We start from the raw sequence: 20388 nt of genomic DNA, 5'->3' as shown, positions 1-20388 counted from the left end.
GTGAAACTGCCATAATTCTTCTCCTTAATGACAAATAGTCTATTTAAGGAGGCGGAATCAAACCGTGACAAGTCCAGTCCGCGAAAAATCAGCGAATGATCGAAGCCGGCACCCATCCCTACCGCGAACTGCCTGAACTTCCCGAAAAACTCAAGCGCAGCCTGGCTACGCTGATGGGCAGTGCGGCCGACCTCGAACGAGCCTTTCAGGCTGCCGTGGATTCCGGTGATTTCGCCAGTCACGCCAGCAAACTCGATAACCTCAGACGGCAATGGGCAGTGGATTTGCAGCATCTGGTCGAGATGTTCCGCTCTTCTGACGTTCCTCCCCAAGGTCAGATCGTCGTCCAAAGCGCCCTCAAAACCATGGCTGAACGAATCAATCGGCTTGGGTAAGCACCATCTGGTCTCTCAACCCCTTAACGTAGTATTCCGCCCCCAGCCGGAACCGACCCCTAAAAACGCCGCATCAAGATGATGCGGCGTTTCTCTCTTATCAGTCAGCCAGCTTAAAGATCATAAGCAGGCAAAGCTGTGATTTTGACTTTGGCGATATTACGACGCTCCATGGTCAGAACCTCGAACTCAAAACCTTCGGCAGTGAATTTTTCGCCACCTGTCGGAATATGGCCGAGATGCCAGAGAACAAAACCGGCCAGTGTCGTATAGCGGTCATCCTCATCCACAAGATCACGATCCAGAATACCGCTCAGGCGGCGGATATCTGTAAAGCCATCGACAATCCAGACACCGTCTTCAACGGTCTCGACGCTCGGAGCATCGCCATCCTCATCCGGAAACTCTCCGGCAATGGCCTCAAGAATATCCGTCGGCGTTGCAACACCTTCGAAAGAACCATGTTCGTCGACGATAACCGCCATCTGCACCGGAGAACCGCGCAACTGCTCCATAACCCGCAGCACATTGCTGTGTTCATGAACAACCAGCGGCTGTTTCATGGCGCTCTGCCAGTCAATCGGCGCAGAATCCGCCAGATAAAGCAGCAAGTCTTTTGTCAGCGCCACGCCGACAAATTCATCGACCTGTCCACGGGCAAGAATAACACGCGAATGAGCAAACTGGCGCAATTCATTACGAAGCTCTTCTTCACTCGCATCCAGATCCAGCCACTCCACCTCATTACGCGGTGTCATGATGGAACGAACCGGACGATCAGCCAGATCCAGCACACCGCGGATCATTTCCTTCTCTTCCGGACGGAACACATCTGCCGCAGCAGTATGTTCCGCAATCACGTCAACAGTTTCCGACAGAGCATTGTCACAGCCGCGACCACCACCAAGAAGGCGCAGAACGGCACCGGCGGTACGTTCACGCAGGTCATTGGTCGTCACACGTTTTTCACGGTTGTGACGGCCGACCTGATTGGCAGCTTCGATCAGGATCGAGAAGCCGATTGCCGCATAGAGATAGCCCTTAGGCACGTGATAACCGAAGCCTTCAATCACCAGACTGAAACCGATCATCATCAGGAAGCCAAGACACAGGATAACCACGGTCGGATGTTTGTTGACGAATGTCATCAGCGGCTTGGAAGCAACCATCATCACTGCCATAGCAACGACAACAGCAATCATCATCACCGGCAGATGCTGCACCATGCCCACAGCGGTAATCACGCTATCGAGCGAGAACACGGCATCAAGAACAACGATCTGGGCAATGACCTGCCAGAACACCGCATGAACCGGATTACCTTCCTTGACGGCATTTTCACCTTCAAGACGCTCATGGAGCTCCATCGTACCTTTGGCAAGCAGGAACACACCACCAACGATCATGATGATATCGCGGCCGGAGAAACCAAATGAGAAAATGGTAAAGAGCGGCTGTGTAAGCGTTACGATCCACGAGATCGAGGCCAGCAAACCAAGGCGCATCAAAAGCGCAAGCGCAAGGCCGAGTAGCCGCGCTTTATTACGCTGGCTCGGTGGCAATTTACCGGCAAGAATAGAAATAAATACGAGATTGTCGATACCAAGAACAATCTCAAGAACAATCAGAGTAACCAAGCCTATCCAGGCATTGGGATCGGCAATCCATTCCATGGGTTGTCGTTTCCTAGAATTTCTGTTGCGGGATGCGGTTGCAAGCCTGTTTTTGGTCAGCCAAACGCGCAAGCACTGGTTCGACACTGAATGCGGCTACAAAAAACCGTGTCAGTTCCGTTCCGCTACCGGTTTTGAAATCAGATAACCGGACATGCTTATTGGCAGTGTAATTTCCTGCTGATCGCGCAGGATCAGAGATCCTTTTTTCACAGCCGCTTCAGGCGCATGAAATAAGGTTTGATACATCACCGAGAAAAACAGAAGGATTTTATCCCGCGGGCCGGTCTCCTTTGCAGAAAACAGGCGGGCGATGACAGCTGCAGCACCGGCAGTCTTATCACGCAGAAATTGTACAGGACGGGAAACATGCACAACCGGTGTAACAGAGGTCTGATATGTCAAAGACCTGTTTTGTCTGCCAGCGGCGTGCAGGAAAACTGTGTTTCGGATTGTTACCGGTTCGGAGCGGCAACAATCCGGAATAGACGAATCGTCAGAAGTATCTTCCGGCATCGGAGTTTTTAAAGACCCATTTTAGGCGCAATTTGCGCGGTTAAACATTTCATATTCAGCGTAAAGCTTTTTAAAAATCAGACCATTGCACGATGAACGGCTGTCTGTTGGGCTGATAATTTGCATTTATAATGAATACAAATGCAAATCTAATCAAGTTCGTCCGGTGATTATTTTGCCAAACCTCTGGCAATACGGCAACAAATTTACGTGTCTGTGTATATCAGGCGCGGCCCCCAATATTTATGACAGCAACTATTATTCAGCCGGTGTTGCAGAGATTTTATTCTTCGCGGCACCGCGTCTGCGCTCGTGTTTCGGACGCGCACGCATAAAACGGACACCAACAATACTGACAACAGTCGCAAGTACTGTAAGAGCAACAGCCATCCACACCCAGTCACTGCCATCAAGGCGCGCAAAGATACCCGCACCTTTGCCGGCCAGCCAGCCCGGCAGGATCATGACCGGCGCCCAAACCAGCGCAGAGGTAATATTAGCAGTCTGAAACCGCTTCTGATCCATGGACATCATGCCCGCAACCAGCGGCACGGTACAACGAACGGGTCCGAAGAAACGGCCAAAAAACACAGCGGCAAAACCATATTTTCGGAATAGCAAACGCGCCTGCGCAATATGGGAGCGGTATTTGTTCAACGGCCATTGGTGAATAACACGGCGTCCGAGCCACCAGCCAAGCAAGTAGGAAATAACATCGCCGATAACGGCACCAATAACAGCGCCGATCATTACGGGAACAGGATCAATAATACCTGCCCCGACCAGACCGCCAATTGCCAGCATGATTGGCGTTGCCGGAATCAACATACCGATCACAGCCAGAGACTCACCGAATGCTATCAATCCGACAATCGGTCCGGCCCAAGCCTGATTGGCCGAAATAAACTGCCCGAGATCGCCGATAAAACCGTCCATTGAACCCTCAGATCATGCAAAGCATGAAAATTTCTGCGCTGCTTCGCCATCATTCCTGTAAATGATTAATACTGCCCGAAAGGCGGATTAACCAGAACCATAACAGACGCTATGTCAGTTTTTGCGCCTAATTATGGCACAAAGACAAAACTCTGATGACAAAATTCAGTCAGCAGCAACAATATTCAGCAGCCTGTATAGCTGTAAGATTATTAAAAATCCGATATGCAGACTGAAACTTAATTCAGCGTGATATACCTATATGCCTGCATTGCAAACTATATGTGCAATGATTGTTCGCGTATCAAGGCCGTTTCAGCATCTGTTTTACGGTTTATGAACCGGAACACCTCAGTCCGGCGTAAAAGCATAATCAGGATCAGCAACTTGCCTGCACCGCTTCACAAGACATGAAAATTGTACATTTTTCTCAAAAAAATAATTTCATGACTAGACAGGCCTGCGGCTCCACTTTATAGAACCGCTCACTTACTGAATGATTATTCAGAAAAGTGGGTGCGTAGCTCAGTCGGTAGAGCAGCTGACTCTTAATCAGCGGGTCACAGGTTCGATCCCTGTCGCACCCACCAAGCTTTTCAATAGCTTAGTGGTTTTTCCTAAAAGCAAAGCAGTGCAGTTTACATCTGGGTGCAGATTTTTGCACAGACTCACCCCACCGGCATTCAATTAAATGCAATAAAACAACATTCCTCGTTATATTAAGCTCCGGCGAAAGCACGTCAGCTCGGGACCTGAAGTAAGTAATATGCGCGACGCATAGCACCGCCCTATAACCTTTTTCTTTAATCTTTCTCTTGTTGAAACTTGTGCGCATTGGCTTTGAGCCATTCATGACTCAAGCGTATGCGCTTACGGTTAATCGTTAACAGTCCCCAAACGATCAGTGCGGTACATGGGATAGCCATGAGAAAACCAAGCGTGACCGAATTGAGCAGGAACCATCCTGCTAAAACAATGGCAGCAAAGACCAGGGAGGCAATCCACTCCAGAAACCGGTCTAAACGAGTATTGTGAATGAGGGCACTGTATTCCGCCAATTTGGCTTCATACTCAGCGATTTCGTCAAGTGTGGGTGGTTGCTCTTCAGGCATCATGATCCTTAGAATGCCTCTTCGTCGGGGGAACGAAGAGGCTCGGGCATCAAGAATTATATGCGGCTCGCTCAAATACGCGAGACACGTCCCTCATATATGTGGTCAGCTCATGTCAGTTATTGCGCCACAGGCAGCCCGTTAGAATAGGCCTCCATTTCATTCGCAAAAACCCAGCCCTGAGGGCAGCCGGCATAATCTTTTTTATTATCAGCCTGACAGCTGGCCATCGTCTTTTGATAGCTCTCAGGAAGCGGTTCAGGCTTCTTGCACAATTCCTCGCCTTTGCATTCCGGCCCGGAATCCATAGGCAGCGCTATGACATAATATTCCATGTCCGTCGAATTCACTTGTGCAGCCGCCTGAATGCAAACCAATTGCTCAGGTGCCAGCAGTCCCTCTGTTTTGCCTTCAGTACCTGTTGTCGCAACGCTTTTCCTCAAAGAAGCCTGCTTATCGTTTATCCGGCCGAAATAAGGTGCGGTGATACAACTTCCGTAAATACGCACATTGTAATAATCGCCGCTTTCGACATTACCGGCCAAACAATTATCATTTTTATTAGCATCACAACTAATACCTGCGGAACTCTGCAATTCAGCCTGCTCTCCGGCAGTCAAATCACCGGAGTTTGCAGACGCAGCCAAAGTCTGAGAAAATGGCAGAGATACCACGCTCAGAACAATCGCAACTCCGCACAAAGATTTTTTAAAGTTATTCATTACTGCTATGCCCTCACCGGCCAGTTTCAAACCCAATGCTGCAAAGGATGCGGCAAAGGCGCGAAGCAACCAGCTCATCGCACGTTCATTATGCAGTAAACGCAGGTGATCTGTTGCAAATTGCAACAACACTAGCAACACAGCCTGTTTATGGAAACTGCCCTATAGCAATTTTATCGCGTAAATATAATGTCACTCTATGCAGGGCGCGAGGCTGCAATGGTCAGATTTAATGAAATGCCGGCTTCACCGGAGGGCTGGCATAGTGGCAGGGCTTTGCATAAAATTGTCATCCGAAAATCGAGTATATCTCTGTCCCTTCAAGTAAGGATACGTTTTTGAGTTCACATAATTCACAACCGTTATCGAGAAAAAAATACGCAGATATTAAAATACATAATGAGTGCAGGATGATGCTGGCAATTAAGGAAGCTCTCAACAACGCCTGCACACAAACAGCGAATGAATTAAAAGCCGCCGGCATTGAAAAAGATGCTCCGTCCCAAGATTATTATATCGCTGTTGCGCATCAGCAGTTATTCGCTCTCCTTTGTGGTGCCGATCCTGTTTCTCTTGAAGGGGGAAACCCTGAAATTGCAGAGTTTGTGATTAAAAATGCTCAAAATATTCGAGACCATTATTGGTTAAAAAATACCGAATAAACCGAGGATGATTATATAATCCATATGCATCATGTTAGCGTCCTAATGCATATTGAATTAGAGATTTTAAAAGCTAAAGCACTGTTTTGTATGCAGATTTATTGTGCCCCCTCGCAAATTAGGAGCATTAAATATTTATGAGCCCACTCCAAGCATGGGCTCATAAGGTAACCTCTTAGCCGAGGATTTTATTTATGGAATTTACTACCCAGATACATCATCCCAAGACCAATCACAGCCAATAATCCGCCTGCAAAAGACACAAAGGCATAGCCCAGTCCCATGCTGATTACCCCGGCTCCGATAGCTGCTCCCACTGCATTGCCAAGATTGAACGCTCCGACATTGATTGAGGAAGCAAGGCCCGGAGCCTCTGAGGCTGCCAGCATGACACGCATCTGAACAGGCGGAACAATAGCAAATGCAGCCGCGCCCCAAAAAAGCAGAGCAAGGGCAGCTCCGATATGCGTACTAAAAGCAAAAGGCAGCACAAACATAATCAATGCCAATGCGACGAGAAAAATCTTTGTCGCACCATCCAATGACCAGTCTGCAAGACGGCCACCCAACCAGTTACCAATGGTAAAGCCAACGCCAATCAAGGCTAGCCCGAAGGTCACAAACCGGCCGGATGCACCGGTCAAAGTCTCCAAAGCAGGCGCAACATAAGTGTACAAAGTAAACATGGAACCAGCCCCCATGACCGTAGTCGCCATAGCAAACAATACAGCTGGCCGTGTCAGAACCCGCAATTCCTGCCGGACATTAGACATACTTCCCCGCTCTCCATTGGGAAGAGCAAATAACAAAGCAAGAATAGCAACAACGCCGATCAGTGAAGTGCCGGCAAAAGCCATCCGCCAGCCAATTTGCTGACCAACCCATGTCGCAGTCGGTACACCGCCAATATTAGCGATGGTCAATCCCATAAACATTGCGGCCACAGCACTGGCCTGTTTCTCTTTCGGCACCACACTGGCCGCAACCACTGCCCCAAGGCCGAAAAATGCACCATGGTTTAAACTGGTTACCAGTCGCGCAAACAGCAAAGTATAATAACCGGGAGCCATGGCTGACATCAGATTGCCAATAGTGAAAATAGCCATAAGCAGGATCAGAGCCGTACGCTTGCCAAAACGACTGAAGGCAAGTGTCATAACCGGCGCGCCTGCCATTACGCCGATTGCGTAAGCGCTAATCAGCAACCCTGCGGCAGGAATAGAAACATCGACGCCCTCAGCAATAACAGGCAACAATCCCATCGGTGAAAATTCCGTTGTGCCAATGCCAAAAGCACCAATTGCAAGGGCCAGCAACGCCCAACGGGCAGACGGAGACGCTGCGGCCGTTTCTACAGCCGCCGGAGTATATGTGCTCATTGTGATAATTCCTTAGACATCCCAGACCGGAGCCAGCCCTTGCGGACTGACCAGACGACCATCCGGGCGCGCCAGTCCGGAAATGGCCGTCATATCGCTTTCATCGAGAGTAAAGTCGAATATTGCAATATTTTCAGCTGCACGCGCAGGGTTCGCTGTTTTAGAGAGCGCAATATATCCCTGCTGCACCAGCCAGCGCAGGCCGACCTGTGCAGCACTTTTACCGTATTTCGCACCAATCTGCTTCAAAAGTGTATCCTGAGGCACAGCGCCATCAGCCATACTATAATAAGCTGTTACTGCAACATCGCCGGCCTGCGCGGTCGCAGCCAGATTACGCTGTGGTAAATAAGGGTGGAGTTCAACCTGATTGGTGATGATTGGCGCAGCAGATCGTGTAACAGCTTCCTGCATCTGCGCAATATTGTAGTTAGAGACGCCGATAAATTTAGTCTTTCCGGCTTCTTTCACAGCATTGAGCATGTCAACCTGTGCAGCTACCGGCACCTGATCAGCAGGCCAGTGCAGAAGCAGCAGATCCACCTGATCCGTTTTCAGTTTATCGAGGCTTTCATCAACTGAAGCTGCAAAACGACTGATATCATAATTATCAACCCAGACCTTTGTGGTCAGAAACAGATCGTCACGACGTATTCCGGCCTCTTGCAAGGCTTTACCCAGTGCCGCCTCGTTCTGATAAATCTGGGCCGTATCAAAATGACGGAAACCAGCTTCAAGGGCAGCCGGAATAACCCGCTCCACCTCTGCGTCAGACATACGAAAGACACCGAAACCGAGAGCGGGAATAGTGGCACCATGTGTTTTAACAGCTTGCATAATATAATCCTCACGATGTGATCCGGCAGACCTGTCCGCGCCGCTCACAAATGATTTGTGTTGCAGCATTAAATAAAGCGTCTGTCAGGACTTGATAATCAGCTCAAATTCCACATCATCTGTGAAACAAAATCACAAGTGAGGTCATGATGGATAATCGTACCGGAGAAATGCAGGTCTTTCTGCGTGTGGTGGAAACGGGCAGCTTTTCGGAAGCGGCACGACTGCTGCGTATGACCCCGTCGACCATCAGCAAACTGATCTCCCGTATGGAGACGCGGCTGGGTGTTCGTTTGATTGAACGCTCGACCCGTCGTCTGTCGCTGACCAATGAAGGACGGTTCTACTATGAGCGCGGGCTGACATTACTGCGGGATCTCGACCAGATTGAACAGGAGCTTTCACAAGGAGCTGTAACAGCAAGCGGCGTTGTTCGGGTCAATGTTTCAGTCGGCCTGGGCGCACTCGGACTGGAACCATTATTGCCTGCATTCTGGGAAGCCTATCCGAATATTATCGTTGATCTTTCCTTGTCCGATGAACTCGTCGATCTCTATCTGGAGCGCACCGATATTGCATTTCGGGTGGCAACATTGCCGGATTCCGGCATGAGCGCACGGCGGATCGGAGTTGCTCGACGCAAAATCGTCGCCTCACCGGCTTACCTTGAACGCTATGGCATTCCTGAAAGCATTGAAGATCTGGCTCAGCATAATTGTATCGGCTTCAATTTCCGCCGCGCCGCTCCGGTCTGGCCATTGAAGGAAAGCGGACGGATTACAGACCGCGTGGTAAAAGGCTCATTACTTGCCAATAACGGCGAAACGGTCCGTCGAATGACATTGGCAGGCATCGGATTAGCACGCATGGGGGATTATCATGTTCGGGCAGATATTGCTGCGGGGCGCCTTATTGAGGTACTCGCCGATATAATCGAGCCCGATGAAGAAGAGATACATGCTGTTTTTCTCGGTACGCAACGCATGCCTCAGCGTGTTCGGCTATTTCTTGATTTTATTGTTCCAAGACTACAAGCTTTTCTTAAAGCACCCTGATACGAGCTCTTAAATAAGAGCCTCTTCGAGATGTTTGATGTCACATAATGATGATAGCGGACACGCTGGATCCGACGAACGGCTTCAGCCTATACATCTTCGCCTGAAGGACATTCTATCCTTAGCCACCGACCCTTTTAAGGAAAGGCGCATAATGTGACGAGCGAAAACACAGATCTGAAAGAGAAACTGCGTCAAATTCCATCACTTAAAGCACCGCTACCGGATATGAAGCTCGAAATATTTCCGGATACTCCGCATCAGGCCTTCTCCTTGTGGCTGGATGAAGCATTAAAGGCCGGAATACGCGAGCCGCATGCAATGACGCTTTCAACGACAGACGAAAATGGCTGGCCGGATGCCCGCATTCTGATTTTGAAAAACGTTGATGCGCGTGGCTGGCATTTTGCAATCAAGGCGGAAAGTCCGAAAGCAAGGCAAATTGCAGCCAAGCCGAATGTCGCTCTGACGTTTTATTGGCCAGTACTTGGCCGGCAAATCAGACTGCGCGGCCTGGCGACTTTACTTTCGGCGGAAGAATGCGCCGCAGACTATCTTGAGCGTCCGCAGCACTCTCGGGTAAGCGCGCTTGCTTCGCGACAAAGCACACAGCTTTCAGACACAACTGAGCTGGACAGGAATTTAGTAAAAGCAGAAGTATTCCTTGCTGCAAATCCGGATTATATTGCCCGTGACTGGCAGGTTTATGCGGTTGCCCCAACGGTTGTTGAATTCTGGCAAGGAGCAAGCGACCGTAACCACAAACGTCTATGCTTTACTCTCTCTGAAGATCATAGCAAATGGGATCGAGTCCGGCTTTGGCCTTAATTGCAAAAATGCTCTGCCGGATCGCTTTTAAAGCAGTTGTTATGAATTCTGTATGCCCAGAGCCTTTGGCCGGATGAAAAATAGTGAAACGAATTTTATGGATAGCATCACCGGGGATTGCGGTTATTCTGATCGCTATGTTTACCGTTGACCCGCTAAAAGCCAAACAATGGTCATTTATCGTCAACTGGGTCGGCCCGTTCTGGACGATTTGGATTTTCCGCAGTTTTTGCGTGTTTTATATCGTATTTTCCTTGGTAGCCGTCTGGAAGGGGTGGTTCAGAGGGGATCACAAAACCAGACAGAACACGCCAAGAGACTAACCGGCTTACGGATGAGACAGCCTTAGCCCGGTTGGATCGGCCCGCCAAACTGAACCTGACACCATCATAACGGCAAGCATTTGGAGCCTCCGTCATCATAGCATCTCAAACAGTTTTTCGATTTTACAGATGGCGTCATTTCTTTAATTATTATTATCGTGGCATTATGAGGAAGCGTTTCATTGATCTTTTTGCAGGATCAGAGATGCCATCGCTTGATTCAACTCAAACGAGATGACAGGGTATTTTGCAATCAAGAAAATCCAGATATGCTCTCTGCGTTAAAGCTCATCACGGGTAAACCCCGCCCCATCCTGCCAAATGACAAAGCGCGTCTTCAAGTCAGCAGCGTTTCATATACCGGTTATGACTGTTCTTATTAATCAACCTCATCCATCCGTCGACAAAACGTCAATCCAGACATTGGTTGCCAGATTTTACGGCCGTGCCCGTGAAGATGCATTAATTGGCCCGATTTTCGCCGATGCAGTGCATGACTGGGATCATCACATTGCGCAGATTTCAGAATTCTGGTCGGCGGTCATCCTCAAAACCGGCGGTTATGAAGGCCGTCCGATGCCGCCTCATCTGAAGCTCAATTTAAAACACGAACATTTTGACCGCTGGCTCAGCTTGTTTGAGCAAACTGCACGGGAAATTTTTCCTGAAGAAGCCGCTATCATCTTTATTGATCGGGCGCGCCGGATTGCCGACAGTTTTGAAATGGCAATCGCCGCCCATGCCGGAAAAATAATTGCACCGCGCCACACCCGCCGGATTACTTAACTGTTTCGCAAAAACAGGCACATCATACAGTCCTGACTGATTTCAGATATGAAACTGTATAGTCACTTCTTTTTTTGAATACATAAATTGCTACCGGCCGGAAGCTCGGAGAATAATTTTGCATCCATATCATAGCTATACGCGATGATATGTGTTGTGCAGCTATCCTCATACCGCGTGCAGGCTTGCATCGATACACAAAGATGGTCACGGACACCCCAGACTTTAGCGGGAGGTCTGTCGTAAATACCGTCATAAATAGTTTGTGACTGCTTCTCGCCATCGTGCCAGTGCACCATAATTTCCGAGCGAAAATGGTCATAACCGATACTGCTATATCCGACCTGATATTCAATAGTTACAGGCCTGGACATATATGCAGTGCCTGATGATATATTTTCCCAGTCTGCAATATCTTCGGAACTGGCAGAAGCCGGAACAAAAACAACAAAAGCGCAAAGCAGACAGACTGCCCCTCTTATACCTCTGCTGGCAGACAAAAGATAAGAAGCGTTTCCTGCGAAGAGCCGGCTGACAATCATAATGGTCCCAAACATCCTTTTATGAGTAGCCAGACACTTTACTTTGAGCTGGCACTGCACACACTACTCTTGCGGATCTTAACTGATTACCTGCCTGTAGAACAAAACTTTCATAGCGAACAAAACTACAGAAAATTATAGCTGGGCAACACACCCTCTGACTTGCCATTCTCCTCTGACAGGAGATTGTTATGGCAGGGTTTTGGATATGTATATTTGTGATACTCGCCATAAACGGGGTCATCGCACTTTATTATGTTGGTGACGGGCGTGACAGCTAAACCAGTCAGACTGATAACCGTTTTTTCTGTCCGGCCGTGGCAGCCCCTCACGCTATCGACTCTTGCTTTACTCCGGAAGTCGCGTTTTATTTCCCTCGGGCCTTAACAGGCATCCATATTTAAATCAGGGGGGCAGAATGCGGCACATTTATTTTCTATTGATGATTATAGGCGCAGCATTCCCTTTATATTTTTTCTGTCTGTTTCTGATCGAAAACGGGTTCAACTCAGTTTTATTTTTTGAGCATTTATTTGCAAACAACATCTCACGTTTTTTCGCAGCAGATGTCGCTCTATCCGCATTGGTGCTGATTGTTTTTATCATCCATCAGAGCCGGAAGCTTAAAATGCCTTACGGTTATTATGCCCTGCTTGGCTTAGCTGCAGGTGTATCCTTCGCGCTGCCGCTATTCTTATATCTGCGGGAAAGTCATATTGAGAAAATGAGCATCCGCACGGAACTGTAAGAGACCCGCCACCCTCAACTTCTTTGGAACATTCTGCAGATCACCACGTTTTCCTCTTCATCAGCACAAAGATGCGAGGAAGTTGATGGAAGCGTTTCAGACAGCAATCACAACTACGTTCAGCGCAGACAATTTCAATGTCTGGCCACATGTTATCGCTCTCGCAGCAGCCTATATATTAGCCCTGCCCATAGGCTGGCACAGAGAAAGAGAAGAGAGAAGCGCAGGGCTTCGTACTTTTCCGTTAGTCGCCGTCGCCAGCTGCGGCTTTGTTCAGGCAGCTGAAACTATCACCGCAGACAATCCGGAGGCGCTTGCCCGTATTATAGAAGGCGTCATTACCGGTATGGGTTTTATCGGCGGCGGTGCAATTTTACGCTTGAGCACTTCAGTCAAAGGGACTGCAACAGCCGCAAGTCTTTGGGCGACGGGTGCAGTCGGCATCGCATGTGCGATGGGTACGTTTGATGTCGCGATCATCATTGTCGTTTTTGCATTACTCACCCTGTGGATGTTCTCAAACGGAAAATCTCTGACAGATGATCCCGACACTTCTGCGCCTGAAACAGCGATCAATAAAAAAGGCAGCCAATAAATAGCTGCCTTTCCTATCTTGTAAGATCAAACCAGTCAGCGTCGAAAAATCACGGGCATTCCTGATCCCGCACAAAACGGGCTTTAACAAAACCGTGCAATGTCCCGTCTTCATAGGAATAGCTGACCGGACACCAGCGCTGTCCCCACGAAATTGTCTTTGGAGTGCATTCCCCTTTCAGAGCCAATACACCATAATTATTGGCAGGGATTGAAATCACAACTCTGCTTTTTGCAGAGGGTCTCGCACGGACATTCAGCGCATCACCGGCATCAACATTCACAACGCGAAGACAACCCGGCCCTGTTGTTGCATGTGAAGAAACCGGAAAAACAGCCAGTGCTAAAGCGATAATTATAGGTTTTGAATACATACCGGATTTCCTGTCGTGAATTACAGTTGTACTATAACATTCAAAACTGTACCGGGCATGAACATAGCTCCGGTAAGATCAGATTATCTAATTTATTTACTTTTTCGACACATGAAAGTTATACGCCCCTTTCATCAATATTCATAAATATGACTGAGGTAATATGTTAGGGCGTATTCTGAACGGTGTTGAACGCACATATCTGATCCGTGCCTGGTTCATTGGTGCTTGCTTCTTCGCTTTAATGGTCACGGTAGCTTTGCAGGCAAAAAACGGCGCACAGTTCGCCCCGCTTTTCTATTTTGCAATCTGCACGCTTATGTTCCCGTGTTCAAAACTCGTCTGGGATGAGTTGAAAAATCTTGTCATGGGGCAGAATATATTCCTGATGAATGCACTGATCCTGATGACGCTGAAAGTATTCATCAATGCGCTGCTATGGGCTTTCGCACCATTTATCGCCATCATTGGGATCGGATATATTTGGTATCGCACCAAATCGAATGATTGATGGCACTCAAAACCATCAGCAAAAAAGGCAGCCTTCGGGCTGCCTTTTTCATTTAGAGCGCCATGCGCCAGACTTGACACACAAAACTCGCTCTAACACTGTAAAATTAGAGCATAATTTTACCTTAAGCTGATCCAGGTTTAAGGAATTATGCTCTAATCACCGCTTTAAATGACCGTCAGCCTTTGGACATATCCAATGGCGGTTCAACACCTTCACTCAACGGGCTGATATAGGGTGTGCGGGCAGTCTGTGCCGCTAATGCAACCTTAGCATCCGCCATCAGCACCGGATCGCTCAGCACGGCAAGACCGGTTGCAGCCATTGCTTTTGCCACATGCACCATCGCTTTGTGTGCCGCCGGAGATTTACCCTGCGCCACCACCTGCCATGTATGGAAAGGCGTGCCGATGGCCACTGTCGGCGCATGAACCTGCACAGTCGGCACCACCCAGCTGACATCACCGATATCGGTCGAGCCGATCTGCGGCTTATGCGGCTGATCCAACGGCACTAAGAACTCTGCCAGCGGTGCATCCGTTTCCGGCATACCGATCACATTATAGACGGAAGAGATTTCTTCCGGTGAGAGGGTGGCACGGATTTTGCGGGCATAATCACGATCCTGATCGTCAAATTCCGGTGCCCCCAGCTCCTGCATGGTGCGATACAGTGCCTGTTCCAGCGGCTTGTTACCCAGCGTATTGGAAACCGCGCTGACGATCTTCATCTCCACGCGGGTTTCGGTCATCATCGCCGCGCCCTGCGCAATCTTGTTCACGCGGTTCACCAATGACAACATGGTCTGTAAATCCATCGCACGGATAGAATAGCGCACGCGTGCATGGGCTTGCACCACATTCGGCGCAATGCCGCCGGTATCCAGCAAAGCATAATGAATACGCGCATCAGACGGCATATGCTCGCGCATATAATTGACACCGACATTCATCAGCTCAACCGCATCAAGCGCGCTGCGACCAAGATGCGGCGCAGCAGCGGCGTGGGAAGCACGACCGGTAAAGATGAAGTCCGCACGGGTATTGGCCAGCGACAAAGCCGGAGCCACTTCCCAGAAGCTGTAAGGATGCCACGAGATTGCAACATCTGCATCGTCAAAGGCGCCGGCACGCACCATGAAAGCCTTGGCCGCACCACCCTCTTCCGCAGGACAGCCATAATAGCGCACACGCCCCGGGATTTTATGCTCAGCGAGATAGTTTTTGAGTGCAACTGCCGCAAGCAATGCGCCAGCGCCCAGCAGATTATGGCCGCAGCCATGGCCATGACCACCCGCATCAATCGGACTATGCTCGGACGCTCCGGCTTCCTGACTGAGACCCGGCAGCGCATCATATTCGCCCATAAAAGCAATAACCGGCCCGCCTTCACCTGCTTCACCGATCACAGAGGTAGGAATACCGGCAATGCCTTCGGTCACACGGAACCCATGATGCAGCAACTCGGCCTTATGTTCAGCCATAGAGCGCTCTTCGGTATAGCAAACCTCCGGCATTCCCCAGACGCGGTCGCTCATTTCGATGAGGCGCTGCTTTTCGTCCTCAACCTTCTGCCACAAGTCCTGACGGTCATTCATGCTCATTGATCATTCCTGCATAAAATTAGAGATTGGTTGCTTCTTCAAAGACCAGCTCGGATGCGGGCGGAATACGCCCCTCAAACCAGTAAGCCGCAGCTGCACGCGACATAGCCGCACCGTCATGGCCGACACCGGCCACATCAATCAACTTCCAGTTGAACGACATGCCTAAGCTTTGTGCTTGTTTCTTCGCAAAATCATAGACGAAATATGCGCGTTTATAGCGGGAAGGTCCCTGCGCGAATGCTTCCGGCTGATCCGGCAAATTGGGATCAGCCTCATCAATATCCTGATCACCGGCAAAAATATGCATCGGATAGGCAAACCAGCGGGCAAGCTGCGTCTCATCGAGACCAATGCCGCCCATACCTTCCGGAAATTTACGCGACAGATCAGGCAGTGTGTACCAGCCCGGATTGGCCGCAACCACATCCGAGAAAATACTGTGATCCTGCGTGGCAAGCAGACGATGCGAGAACTGCCCGCCAGCCGAATGACCATATAAACGCGCCTGTTTCTGCGTGGTCACACCTCCGGCCTGAAGGGCTGCAAGAACACGCGCAGGCACACCATAAAGCCAATCCTGCTTTTCACGCACAAGCCCTGCGCTCTCATCAAGGATCAGCCCGTTATTATAGCTTTCCGCCATCGGAAATTGCTCATCGGGGAAAGTCGGGGCAACAATCAGCAAACGGTGTTTTTCAGCCGCCGGAATCCAGAAATCACGATATTCATCGCCATTACGCAGCATACCATGCTGAACGATAATCACCGGATCTTCGGGGCGATAGCTTTCAGGGCGGTAGAAATTTACTTCCAGCGGTCTGTCCGGATGATACTGATCAATAAACGGCAGCGTACTGCGTCCGGTTTCTGGACGAAGAATGGTGGTAGTCATTATGTCTCCGGATTATGCAAGTGACAGGCAGCACTCTGGTCGGCTGTCACATCTTTTAGTTCGGGGCGGCGCTCGCGGCATACCGGCATGGCATGGGCGCAGCGCGGATGAAACGGACAGCCGGAAGGCGGTGCCAGCGGTGATGGCAGATCACCGGTCAGCGGCTGGAAATCACATTTACGACGGCTGATCGACGGGCTGGCATTAATCAGTGCCGCGCTATAGGGATGCGCAGGCTTGCTGAAAATTGCTGATGCGGAACCAATCTCAACGATACGGCCGAGATACATGATCGCAATCCGGTCGCTGATATGCCGGACAACGCCGAGATCATGGCTAACAAACAGATAGGTCAGCCCGTAGCGGGCACGCAAATCCATAAACAGATTGATCACCTGCGCCTGAATAGACACATCAAGTGCAGATACAGGCTCGTCGCAGACCAGAAAATCAGGCTTCACCGCTAAGGCACGGGCAATGCCAATACGCTGACGCTGGCCACCGGAAAACTGATGCGGATAGCGGTCACGATAGGCGAGATCAAGCCCCACCTCCTCCAATGCTTTGTTCACCGCACCGGCAATCTCGGCTTTCGGCATCAGGCGATGCACCTTCAGTGCCTCACCGACAATCTGATTGACCTTCATGCGCGGATCAAGCGAGGCGTAAGGGTCCTGAAAAATCATCTGTACTTTCAAAAGAAAGTCGAGTTTCTCACGGCCTTTGAGCTTTTCAACGGCCTGCCCGCCATAAAGCACATTGCCTTCGGTCGGCTGATAAATGCCTGTTGCCATGCGGGATAGCGTAGACTTTCCGCAGCCGGATTCCCCGACTAGCCCCAGCACTTCACCCCGTTTGATGCTCAGATCAACACCATCTACCGCACGCAAAACCCGCGCCGGTGCAGCCTGTCCTGTCAGACGCAGAATGCGGTCAGCCATTGTGGATTTGGAGTGAAAATGCTTCTTCACCCCGCGCATTTCAAAAAATGCATCACTCATGGTCTTGCCTCCTGAGTAAATGCCTCACGGACAGGCAGTGATACCGGATTGTGACAACGGAAAATCCGCCCGTCGATCACCTGCTGTTCGGGACTAACTTCTGCACAAACCGGTTTGACGCGCTCGCAGCGCGTGCGGAACGGACAACCGCTTGGCCGGTCATCAATACGTGGTGCATTGCCGTCGATCTGGTGCAGGCGTTCCCCCGGTTTTACCGTGCCGGAAGACGAATTCAGCAGACCTTGCGTATACGGATGCAGCGGTCTGTCCAGCACATCATCGACCGCACCGGTTTCAACAATCTGCCCCGCATACATTACCGCCACACGATCGGCGAGTTCAGCCACGACTGCAAGATCATGAGTAATCCACAGCACGGCCGTACCGGTTTCCCGTGCCAGCTTCTGCACTTCATAGAGGATCTGGCTTTGAATGGTTACATCCAGAGCCGTGGTCGGCTCATCGGCAATAATCAGATCGGGATTATTGAGCAATGCGGTGGCAATCGCTACGCGCTGGCGCATACCACCGGAGAACTCATGCGGATATTGCTTCAGCCGCACTTCCGGTGAGGAAATACCCACACGCCTCAACGCATCCGCAGCCTCTTTCATCGCCTGCGATTTGCCACAGGAACGATGCTCAAGGATCGCCTCGCACATTTGCTCACCAATGGTCAGCACCGGATTGAGCGTGGAGAGCGGATCCTGAAAAATCATCGCAATGCGGTCGCCGCGTAAATTACGCAAACGTTCATCGGATGCTTCACGCAGATTTTCACCATTGAACAGGATTTCGCCTTCAACAATTTCCCCCGGCGGATCAATCAGTTGCACCAGAGAAAAACCGGTGACAGATTTACCGGAGCCGGACTCTCCGACAAGGCACAGCACTTCGCCGCGCGCAATGCTCAGATCAATGCCGTCAACTGCCGACCATGCGCCACCCAGCAGATGAAATACGGTTCTTAAGCCCTTTACTTCAAGCAAAGCTGTCATCACACGCCCCTCACATTAAAGCTGCGACGCAGGCGGTCACCGACAAAATTGAGCGAGATAATCAGTAGAACCAGTGCAATCCCCGGAAAGACTGCAATCCAGTATTCGCCCGACAACAGATAATCAAATCCATTGGCAATCAGCAGGCCGAGCGACGGCTGCGTAACCGGCACACCAACACCGAGGAAGGACAAGGTCGCTTCCAATGTGATGGCACTGGCAATACTGATGGTGGAGATCACCAGCACCGAGCCGATAGAGTTCGGCAGCAAATGCCGGAGCATAATATAATGGGTCGGCAGGCCGAAATTGACAGCCGCTTCGATATATTCTTTACGGCGCTCAACCAGAGCGGAAGCACGCATCAGGCGGGCATATTGCGCCCATTGCACCAGAATAATCGCGAGGATCACTTTATCAACGCCGCGCCCGACAGATGCGAGCAGCACCAGTGCCACCAGCATTGACGGAAAGCCGAGCATAAAATCCACCACACGCATGATGATCGCATCGGCAACACCACCGAGTTGTGCGGCCAGCAATCCGGCACTCACACCGATGGTCATGGCACCAAGTGTCGACAGCAGACCGACCAGCAGGCTGGTACGCAAACCATAGAGGATGGCGCTGACCATATCGCGGCCTTGCGCATCCGTGCCCAGCCAGTAGACCGAACCCGTCATACTTGTTGAGCCCGGTGCAAGCCGGTTATCCATCACGCTCAAAGAGGCCAGATCATAAGGATCTTGCGGGGCAATAAAAGGCGCCAGCACCGCCAGCAGAACCAGCAGCCCGAGCAGGATACCCGCACCGCGTGTTGTCGGTTTGTTGCGGATGCTGCGCAGCACTTTCTGGCGTAGCGGTGTATTGGCATAATCCGGAATAATCGGCTTATTCATACCATATCTCCGGAAAGTTTTACCCGTGGGTCGAGAACCGCATAGAGCACATCGACCATGAAATTCACGGCGACGAACAGCAGCGTGGCCAGCAGCACATAGGCAACCACCACCGGCCGGTCGAGCTGGTAGATACTATCGATCAGCAGCTTGCCCATGCCGGGCCATGAGAACACGGTTTCGGTAATGGTGGAGAAGGCAACGAGACTGCCGAATTCAATACCGACAACAGTCACAACCGGTATCAGAATATTGCGCAACACATGGCGGTTGACGATACGTTTGCGACGCACACCTTTAGCGCGGGCGAATTTCACATAATCCTGTGTCATCGCTTCAGTAGTACCCGCGGCTACAAGGCGGATCATCAAAGCCATATTCGGAATAGCAAGATTAAGCGCAGGCAGGATCAGATGGCGCAGACCATTGGTGGTGAACAGACTGGTCTGAATGCCCAGCACTGAGACCGTTTCGCCCCGTCCTGCGGTCGGCAGCCAGCCAAGTGCCACGCTGAACAGCAGCACCAGCATCATGCCTTTCCAGAAACTAGGCAGCGAAAAGCCGATGACTGTTCCCGCCATAATGAAACGCGACGGGCGGCTGTCCGAATTGAGACCAGCCAACAGTCCGAGCGGAATACCGACAACGGCCGCAACTGTCATCGACAGCAGTACCAGTTCAAATGTAGCTGGCAGGCGGGCAAGAATAAGCGAGACCACCGGCACACCGTGAACGAAAGATGTGCCGAGGTCGCCTTTCAGGGCATTGCCCAAAAATGTGAAATATTGCTGCCATACCGGCAGATCGAGCCCCAGCCGCTTAATCAGAGCCAGCCGTTCGGCAGCACTCACCTGCGGCGGTACAAGAAGTTCAATCGGATCACCAATGCCATATACGGCAAAGAAAACAGCGACCGACACGGCAAGCAAAACCAATGCGCTCTGAATAAGTCGCTGTAGAATATAAGCTGTCATGACATGCTTCTCGGACTATCATTCT

At 50.5% G+C, this 20388-nt stretch carries 24 protein-coding genes and 1 tRNA gene; 9 read left to right on the top strand and 16 right to left on the bottom strand.

The features are described 5' to 3' along the window. The 4 genes from HBA93_RS11395 to HBA93_RS11380 form a co-directional block, all read right to left on the bottom strand. Positions 1-350, bottom strand: a 350-nt coding sequence (locus HBA93_RS11395; protein ID WP_221723332.1) for a hypothetical protein, incomplete at its 3' end; no start/stop codon positions are given. Positions 351-508: 158 nt separating this feature from the next. Continuing rightward, complete coding sequence (locus HBA93_RS11390) at positions 509-2068, bottom strand: TerC family protein (RefSeq protein WP_221723331.1); 1560 nt, start codon at positions 2066-2068, stop codon at positions 509-511. A 111-nt stretch (positions 2069-2179) separates the two neighbouring features. Beyond that, the gene (locus HBA93_RS11385) at positions 2180-2473 is read right to left on the bottom strand and encodes a hypothetical protein (RefSeq protein WP_221723330.1); all 294 of its coding nucleotides are present in this window, start codon (positions 2471-2473) and stop codon (positions 2180-2182) included. A gap of 369 nt (positions 2474-2842) precedes the next feature. Next, positions 2843-3520 carry a DedA family protein gene (locus HBA93_RS11380; RefSeq protein WP_121991406.1) on the bottom strand — a complete coding sequence of 226 codons (678 nt, stop codon included), beginning with the start codon at positions 3518-3520 and terminating at the stop codon, positions 2843-2845. Between the two features lie 514 nt (positions 3521-4034). On the opposite strand from HBA93_RS11380, the gene HBA93_RS11375 reads away from it, so the two are divergent. Next, positions 4035-4110 (top strand) — tRNA-Lys (locus tag HBA93_RS11375). Positions 4111-4323: 213 nt separating this feature from the next. On the opposite strand, the gene HBA93_RS11370 is transcribed toward HBA93_RS11375, so the two are convergent. Both HBA93_RS11370 and HBA93_RS11365 read right to left on the bottom strand, forming a co-directional pair. Then, complete coding sequence (locus HBA93_RS11370) at positions 4324-4635, bottom strand: hypothetical protein (RefSeq protein ID WP_221723329.1); 312 nt, start codon at positions 4633-4635, stop codon at positions 4324-4326. 116 nt (positions 4636-4751) lie between these two features. Continuing rightward, positions 4752-5432, bottom strand: coding sequence for a hypothetical protein (locus HBA93_RS11365; protein ID WP_286201874.1), 681 nt, complete (start codon positions 5430-5432; stop codon positions 4752-4754). A 332-nt stretch (positions 5433-5764) separates the two neighbouring features. On the opposite strand from HBA93_RS11365, the gene HBA93_RS11360 reads away from it, so the two are divergent. Continuing rightward, complete coding sequence (locus HBA93_RS11360) at positions 5765-6016, top strand: hypothetical protein (protein WP_221723349.1); 252 nt, start codon at positions 5765-5767, stop codon at positions 6014-6016. 188 nt (positions 6017-6204) lie between these two features. Here the strand turns inward: HBA93_RS11360 and HBA93_RS11355 are convergent, their stop codons facing one another. Continuing rightward, positions 6205-7395, bottom strand: a complete 1191-nt coding sequence (locus HBA93_RS11355; RefSeq protein ID WP_221723328.1) for an MFS transporter — start codon at positions 7393-7395, stop codon at positions 6205-6207. Between the two features lie 12 nt (positions 7396-7407). Then, positions 7408-8232 (bottom strand): aldo/keto reductase, encoded by an 825-nt coding sequence (locus HBA93_RS11350; protein ID WP_221723327.1) that lies wholly within the window; start codon positions 8230-8232, stop codon positions 7408-7410. A gap of 149 nt (positions 8233-8381) precedes the next feature. Between HBA93_RS11350 and HBA93_RS11345 the strand changes: the two genes are divergently transcribed. The 4 genes from HBA93_RS11345 to HBA93_RS11330 all read left to right on the top strand — a co-directional run bounded on the left by HBA93_RS11345 (position 8382) and on the right by HBA93_RS11330 (position 11224). Then, positions 8382-9287, top strand: a complete 906-nt coding sequence (locus HBA93_RS11345; protein WP_122092210.1) for a LysR family transcriptional regulator — start codon at positions 8382-8384, stop codon at positions 9285-9287. Positions 9288-9443: 156 nt separating this feature from the next. Further along, on the top strand, positions 9444-10115 hold the full coding sequence (locus tag HBA93_RS11340) for a pyridoxine/pyridoxamine 5'-phosphate oxidase (RefSeq protein WP_353619349.1): 672 nt from the start codon (positions 9444-9446) through the stop codon (positions 10113-10115). Between the two features lie 83 nt (positions 10116-10198). Further along, positions 10199-10438 carry a hypothetical protein gene (locus tag HBA93_RS11335; RefSeq protein WP_221723326.1) on the top strand — a complete coding sequence of 80 codons (240 nt, stop codon included), beginning with the start codon at positions 10199-10201 and terminating at the stop codon, positions 10436-10438. A gap of 366 nt (positions 10439-10804) precedes the next feature. After that, positions 10805-11224 carry a group III truncated hemoglobin gene (locus tag HBA93_RS11330; RefSeq protein WP_221723325.1) on the top strand — a complete coding sequence of 140 codons (420 nt, stop codon included), beginning with the start codon at positions 10805-10807 and terminating at the stop codon, positions 11222-11224. 62 nt (positions 11225-11286) lie between these two features. Here HBA93_RS11330 and HBA93_RS11325 read toward each other — a convergent pair whose 3' ends face one another. Further along, entirely contained in the window at positions 11287-11766 is a 480-nt protein-coding gene (locus HBA93_RS11325) for a hypothetical protein (protein ID WP_221723324.1), read from the bottom strand. A gap of 343 nt (positions 11767-12109) precedes the next feature. On the opposite strand from HBA93_RS11325, the gene HBA93_RS11320 reads away from it, so the two are divergent. Continuing rightward, entirely contained in the window at positions 12110-12514 is a 405-nt protein-coding gene (locus HBA93_RS11320; protein ID WP_221723323.1) for a DUF2834 domain-containing protein, read from the top strand. 85 nt (positions 12515-12599) lie between these two features. Beyond that, complete coding sequence (locus HBA93_RS11315) at positions 12600-13109, top strand: MgtC/SapB family protein (protein WP_221723322.1); 510 nt, start codon at positions 12600-12602, stop codon at positions 13107-13109. Positions 13110-13158: 49 nt separating this feature from the next. On the opposite strand, the gene HBA93_RS11310 is transcribed toward HBA93_RS11315, so the two are convergent. Next, the gene (locus HBA93_RS11310) at positions 13159-13482 is read right to left on the bottom strand and encodes a hypothetical protein (RefSeq protein ID WP_221723321.1); all 324 of its coding nucleotides are present in this window, start codon (positions 13480-13482) and stop codon (positions 13159-13161) included. Positions 13483-13645: 163 nt separating this feature from the next. Between HBA93_RS11310 and HBA93_RS11305 the strand changes: the two genes are divergently transcribed. Beyond that, positions 13646-13993 carry a hypothetical protein gene (locus HBA93_RS11305; RefSeq protein WP_221723320.1) on the top strand — a complete coding sequence of 116 codons (348 nt, stop codon included), beginning with the start codon at positions 13646-13648 and terminating at the stop codon, positions 13991-13993. Positions 13994-14171: 178 nt separating this feature from the next. Here the strand turns inward: HBA93_RS11305 and HBA93_RS11300 are convergent, their stop codons facing one another. The 6 genes from HBA93_RS11300 to HBA93_RS11275 are packed head-to-tail and all read right to left on the bottom strand — an operon-like array spanning position 14172 to position 20363. After that, the gene (locus HBA93_RS11300) at positions 14172-15590 is read right to left on the bottom strand and encodes a M20 family metallopeptidase (protein ID WP_221723346.1); all 1419 of its coding nucleotides are present in this window, start codon (positions 15588-15590) and stop codon (positions 14172-14174) included. A gap of 25 nt (positions 15591-15615) precedes the next feature. After that, positions 15616-16491, bottom strand: coding sequence for an alpha/beta hydrolase (locus tag HBA93_RS11295; protein WP_221723319.1), 876 nt, complete (start codon positions 16489-16491; stop codon positions 15616-15618). Beyond that, complete coding sequence (locus HBA93_RS11290; protein WP_221723318.1) at positions 16491-17492, bottom strand: ABC transporter ATP-binding protein; 1002 nt, start codon at positions 17490-17492, stop codon at positions 16491-16493. Before HBA93_RS11290 ends, HBA93_RS11295 begins: the two co-directional genes overlap by 1 nt. Next, on the bottom strand, positions 17489-18490 hold the full coding sequence (locus tag HBA93_RS11285) for an ABC transporter ATP-binding protein (protein ID WP_221723317.1): 1002 nt from the start codon (positions 18488-18490) through the stop codon (positions 17489-17491). The genes HBA93_RS11290 and HBA93_RS11285 overlap by 4 nt, the downstream gene beginning before the upstream one ends. Further along, positions 18490-19389: an ABC transporter permease gene (locus HBA93_RS11280; protein WP_075656207.1), complete on the bottom strand. Its 900-nt coding sequence runs from the start codon at positions 19387-19389 to the stop codon at positions 18490-18492. Before HBA93_RS11280 ends, HBA93_RS11285 begins: the two co-directional genes overlap by 1 nt. After that, positions 19386-20363, bottom strand: a complete 978-nt coding sequence (locus HBA93_RS11275) for an ABC transporter permease (protein WP_221723316.1) — start codon at positions 20361-20363, stop codon at positions 19386-19388. The genes HBA93_RS11280 and HBA93_RS11275 overlap by 4 nt, the downstream gene beginning before the upstream one ends. Between the last annotated feature and the right edge of the window lie 25 nt (positions 20364-20388).

Source organism: Ochrobactrum sp. SFR4, from assembly GCF_019730395.1.
In the GTDB taxonomy this organism is placed as follows: Bacteria; Pseudomonadota; Alphaproteobacteria; order Rhizobiales; family Rhizobiaceae; genus Pseudochrobactrum.
Note: the sequence above shows the minus strand (reverse complement) of the source record. Positions and strands in the feature narration are given on the sequence as shown.

Coding starts and splice junctions, on each gene's coding strand:
- HBA93_RS11365 (WP_286201874.1), bottom strand. CDS start 5,432: ATGAGCTGGTTGCTTCGCGCCTTTGCCGCATCCTTTGCAGCATTGGGT.
- HBA93_RS11280 (WP_075656207.1), bottom strand. CDS start 19,389: ATGAATAAGCCGATTATTCCGGATTATGCCAATACACCGCTACGCCAG.
- HBA93_RS11310 (WP_221723321.1), bottom strand. CDS start 13,482: ATGTATTCAAAACCTATAATTATCGCTTTAGCACTGGCTGTTTTTCCG.
- HBA93_RS11370 (WP_221723329.1), bottom strand. CDS start 4,635: ATGATGCCTGAAGAGCAACCACCCACACTTGACGAAATCGCTGAGTAT.
- HBA93_RS11345 (WP_122092210.1), top strand. CDS start 8,382: ATGGATAATCGTACCGGAGAAATGCAGGTCTTTCTGCGTGTGGTGGAA.
- HBA93_RS11305 (WP_221723320.1), top strand. CDS start 13,646: ATGTTAGGGCGTATTCTGAACGGTGTTGAACGCACATATCTGATCCGT.
- HBA93_RS11295 (WP_221723319.1), bottom strand. CDS start 16,491: ATGACTACCACCATTCTTCGTCCAGAAACCGGACGCAGTACGCTGCCG.
- HBA93_RS11380 (WP_121991406.1), bottom strand. CDS start 3,520: ATGGACGGTTTTATCGGCGATCTCGGGCAGTTTATTTCGGCCAATCAG.
- HBA93_RS11300 (WP_221723346.1), bottom strand. CDS start 15,590: ATGAATGACCGTCAGGACTTGTGGCAGAAGGTTGAGGACGAAAAGCAG.
- HBA93_RS11360 (WP_221723349.1), top strand. CDS start 5,765: ATGATGCTGGCAATTAAGGAAGCTCTCAACAACGCCTGCACACAAACA.
- HBA93_RS11355 (WP_221723328.1), bottom strand. CDS start 7,395: ATGAGCACATATACTCCGGCGGCTGTAGAAACGGCCGCAGCGTCTCCG.
- HBA93_RS11285 (WP_221723317.1), bottom strand. CDS start 18,490: ATGACAGCTTTGCTTGAAGTAAAGGGCTTAAGAACCGTATTTCATCTG.
- HBA93_RS11325 (WP_221723324.1), bottom strand. CDS start 11,766: ATGATTGTCAGCCGGCTCTTCGCAGGAAACGCTTCTTATCTTTTGTCT.
- HBA93_RS11290 (WP_221723318.1), bottom strand. CDS start 17,492: ATGAGTGATGCATTTTTTGAAATGCGCGGGGTGAAGAAGCATTTTCAC.
- HBA93_RS11330 (WP_221723325.1), top strand. CDS start 10,805: ATGACTGTTCTTATTAATCAACCTCATCCATCCGTCGACAAAACGTCA.
- HBA93_RS11390 (WP_221723331.1), bottom strand. CDS start 2,068: ATGGAATGGATTGCCGATCCCAATGCCTGGATAGGCTTGGTTACTCTG.
- HBA93_RS11275 (WP_221723316.1), bottom strand. CDS start 20,363: ATGACAGCTTATATTCTACAGCGACTTATTCAGAGCGCATTGGTTTTG.
- HBA93_RS11350 (WP_221723327.1), bottom strand. CDS start 8,232: ATGCAAGCTGTTAAAACACATGGTGCCACTATTCCCGCTCTCGGTTTC.
- HBA93_RS11315 (WP_221723322.1), top strand. CDS start 12,600: ATGGAAGCGTTTCAGACAGCAATCACAACTACGTTCAGCGCAGACAAT.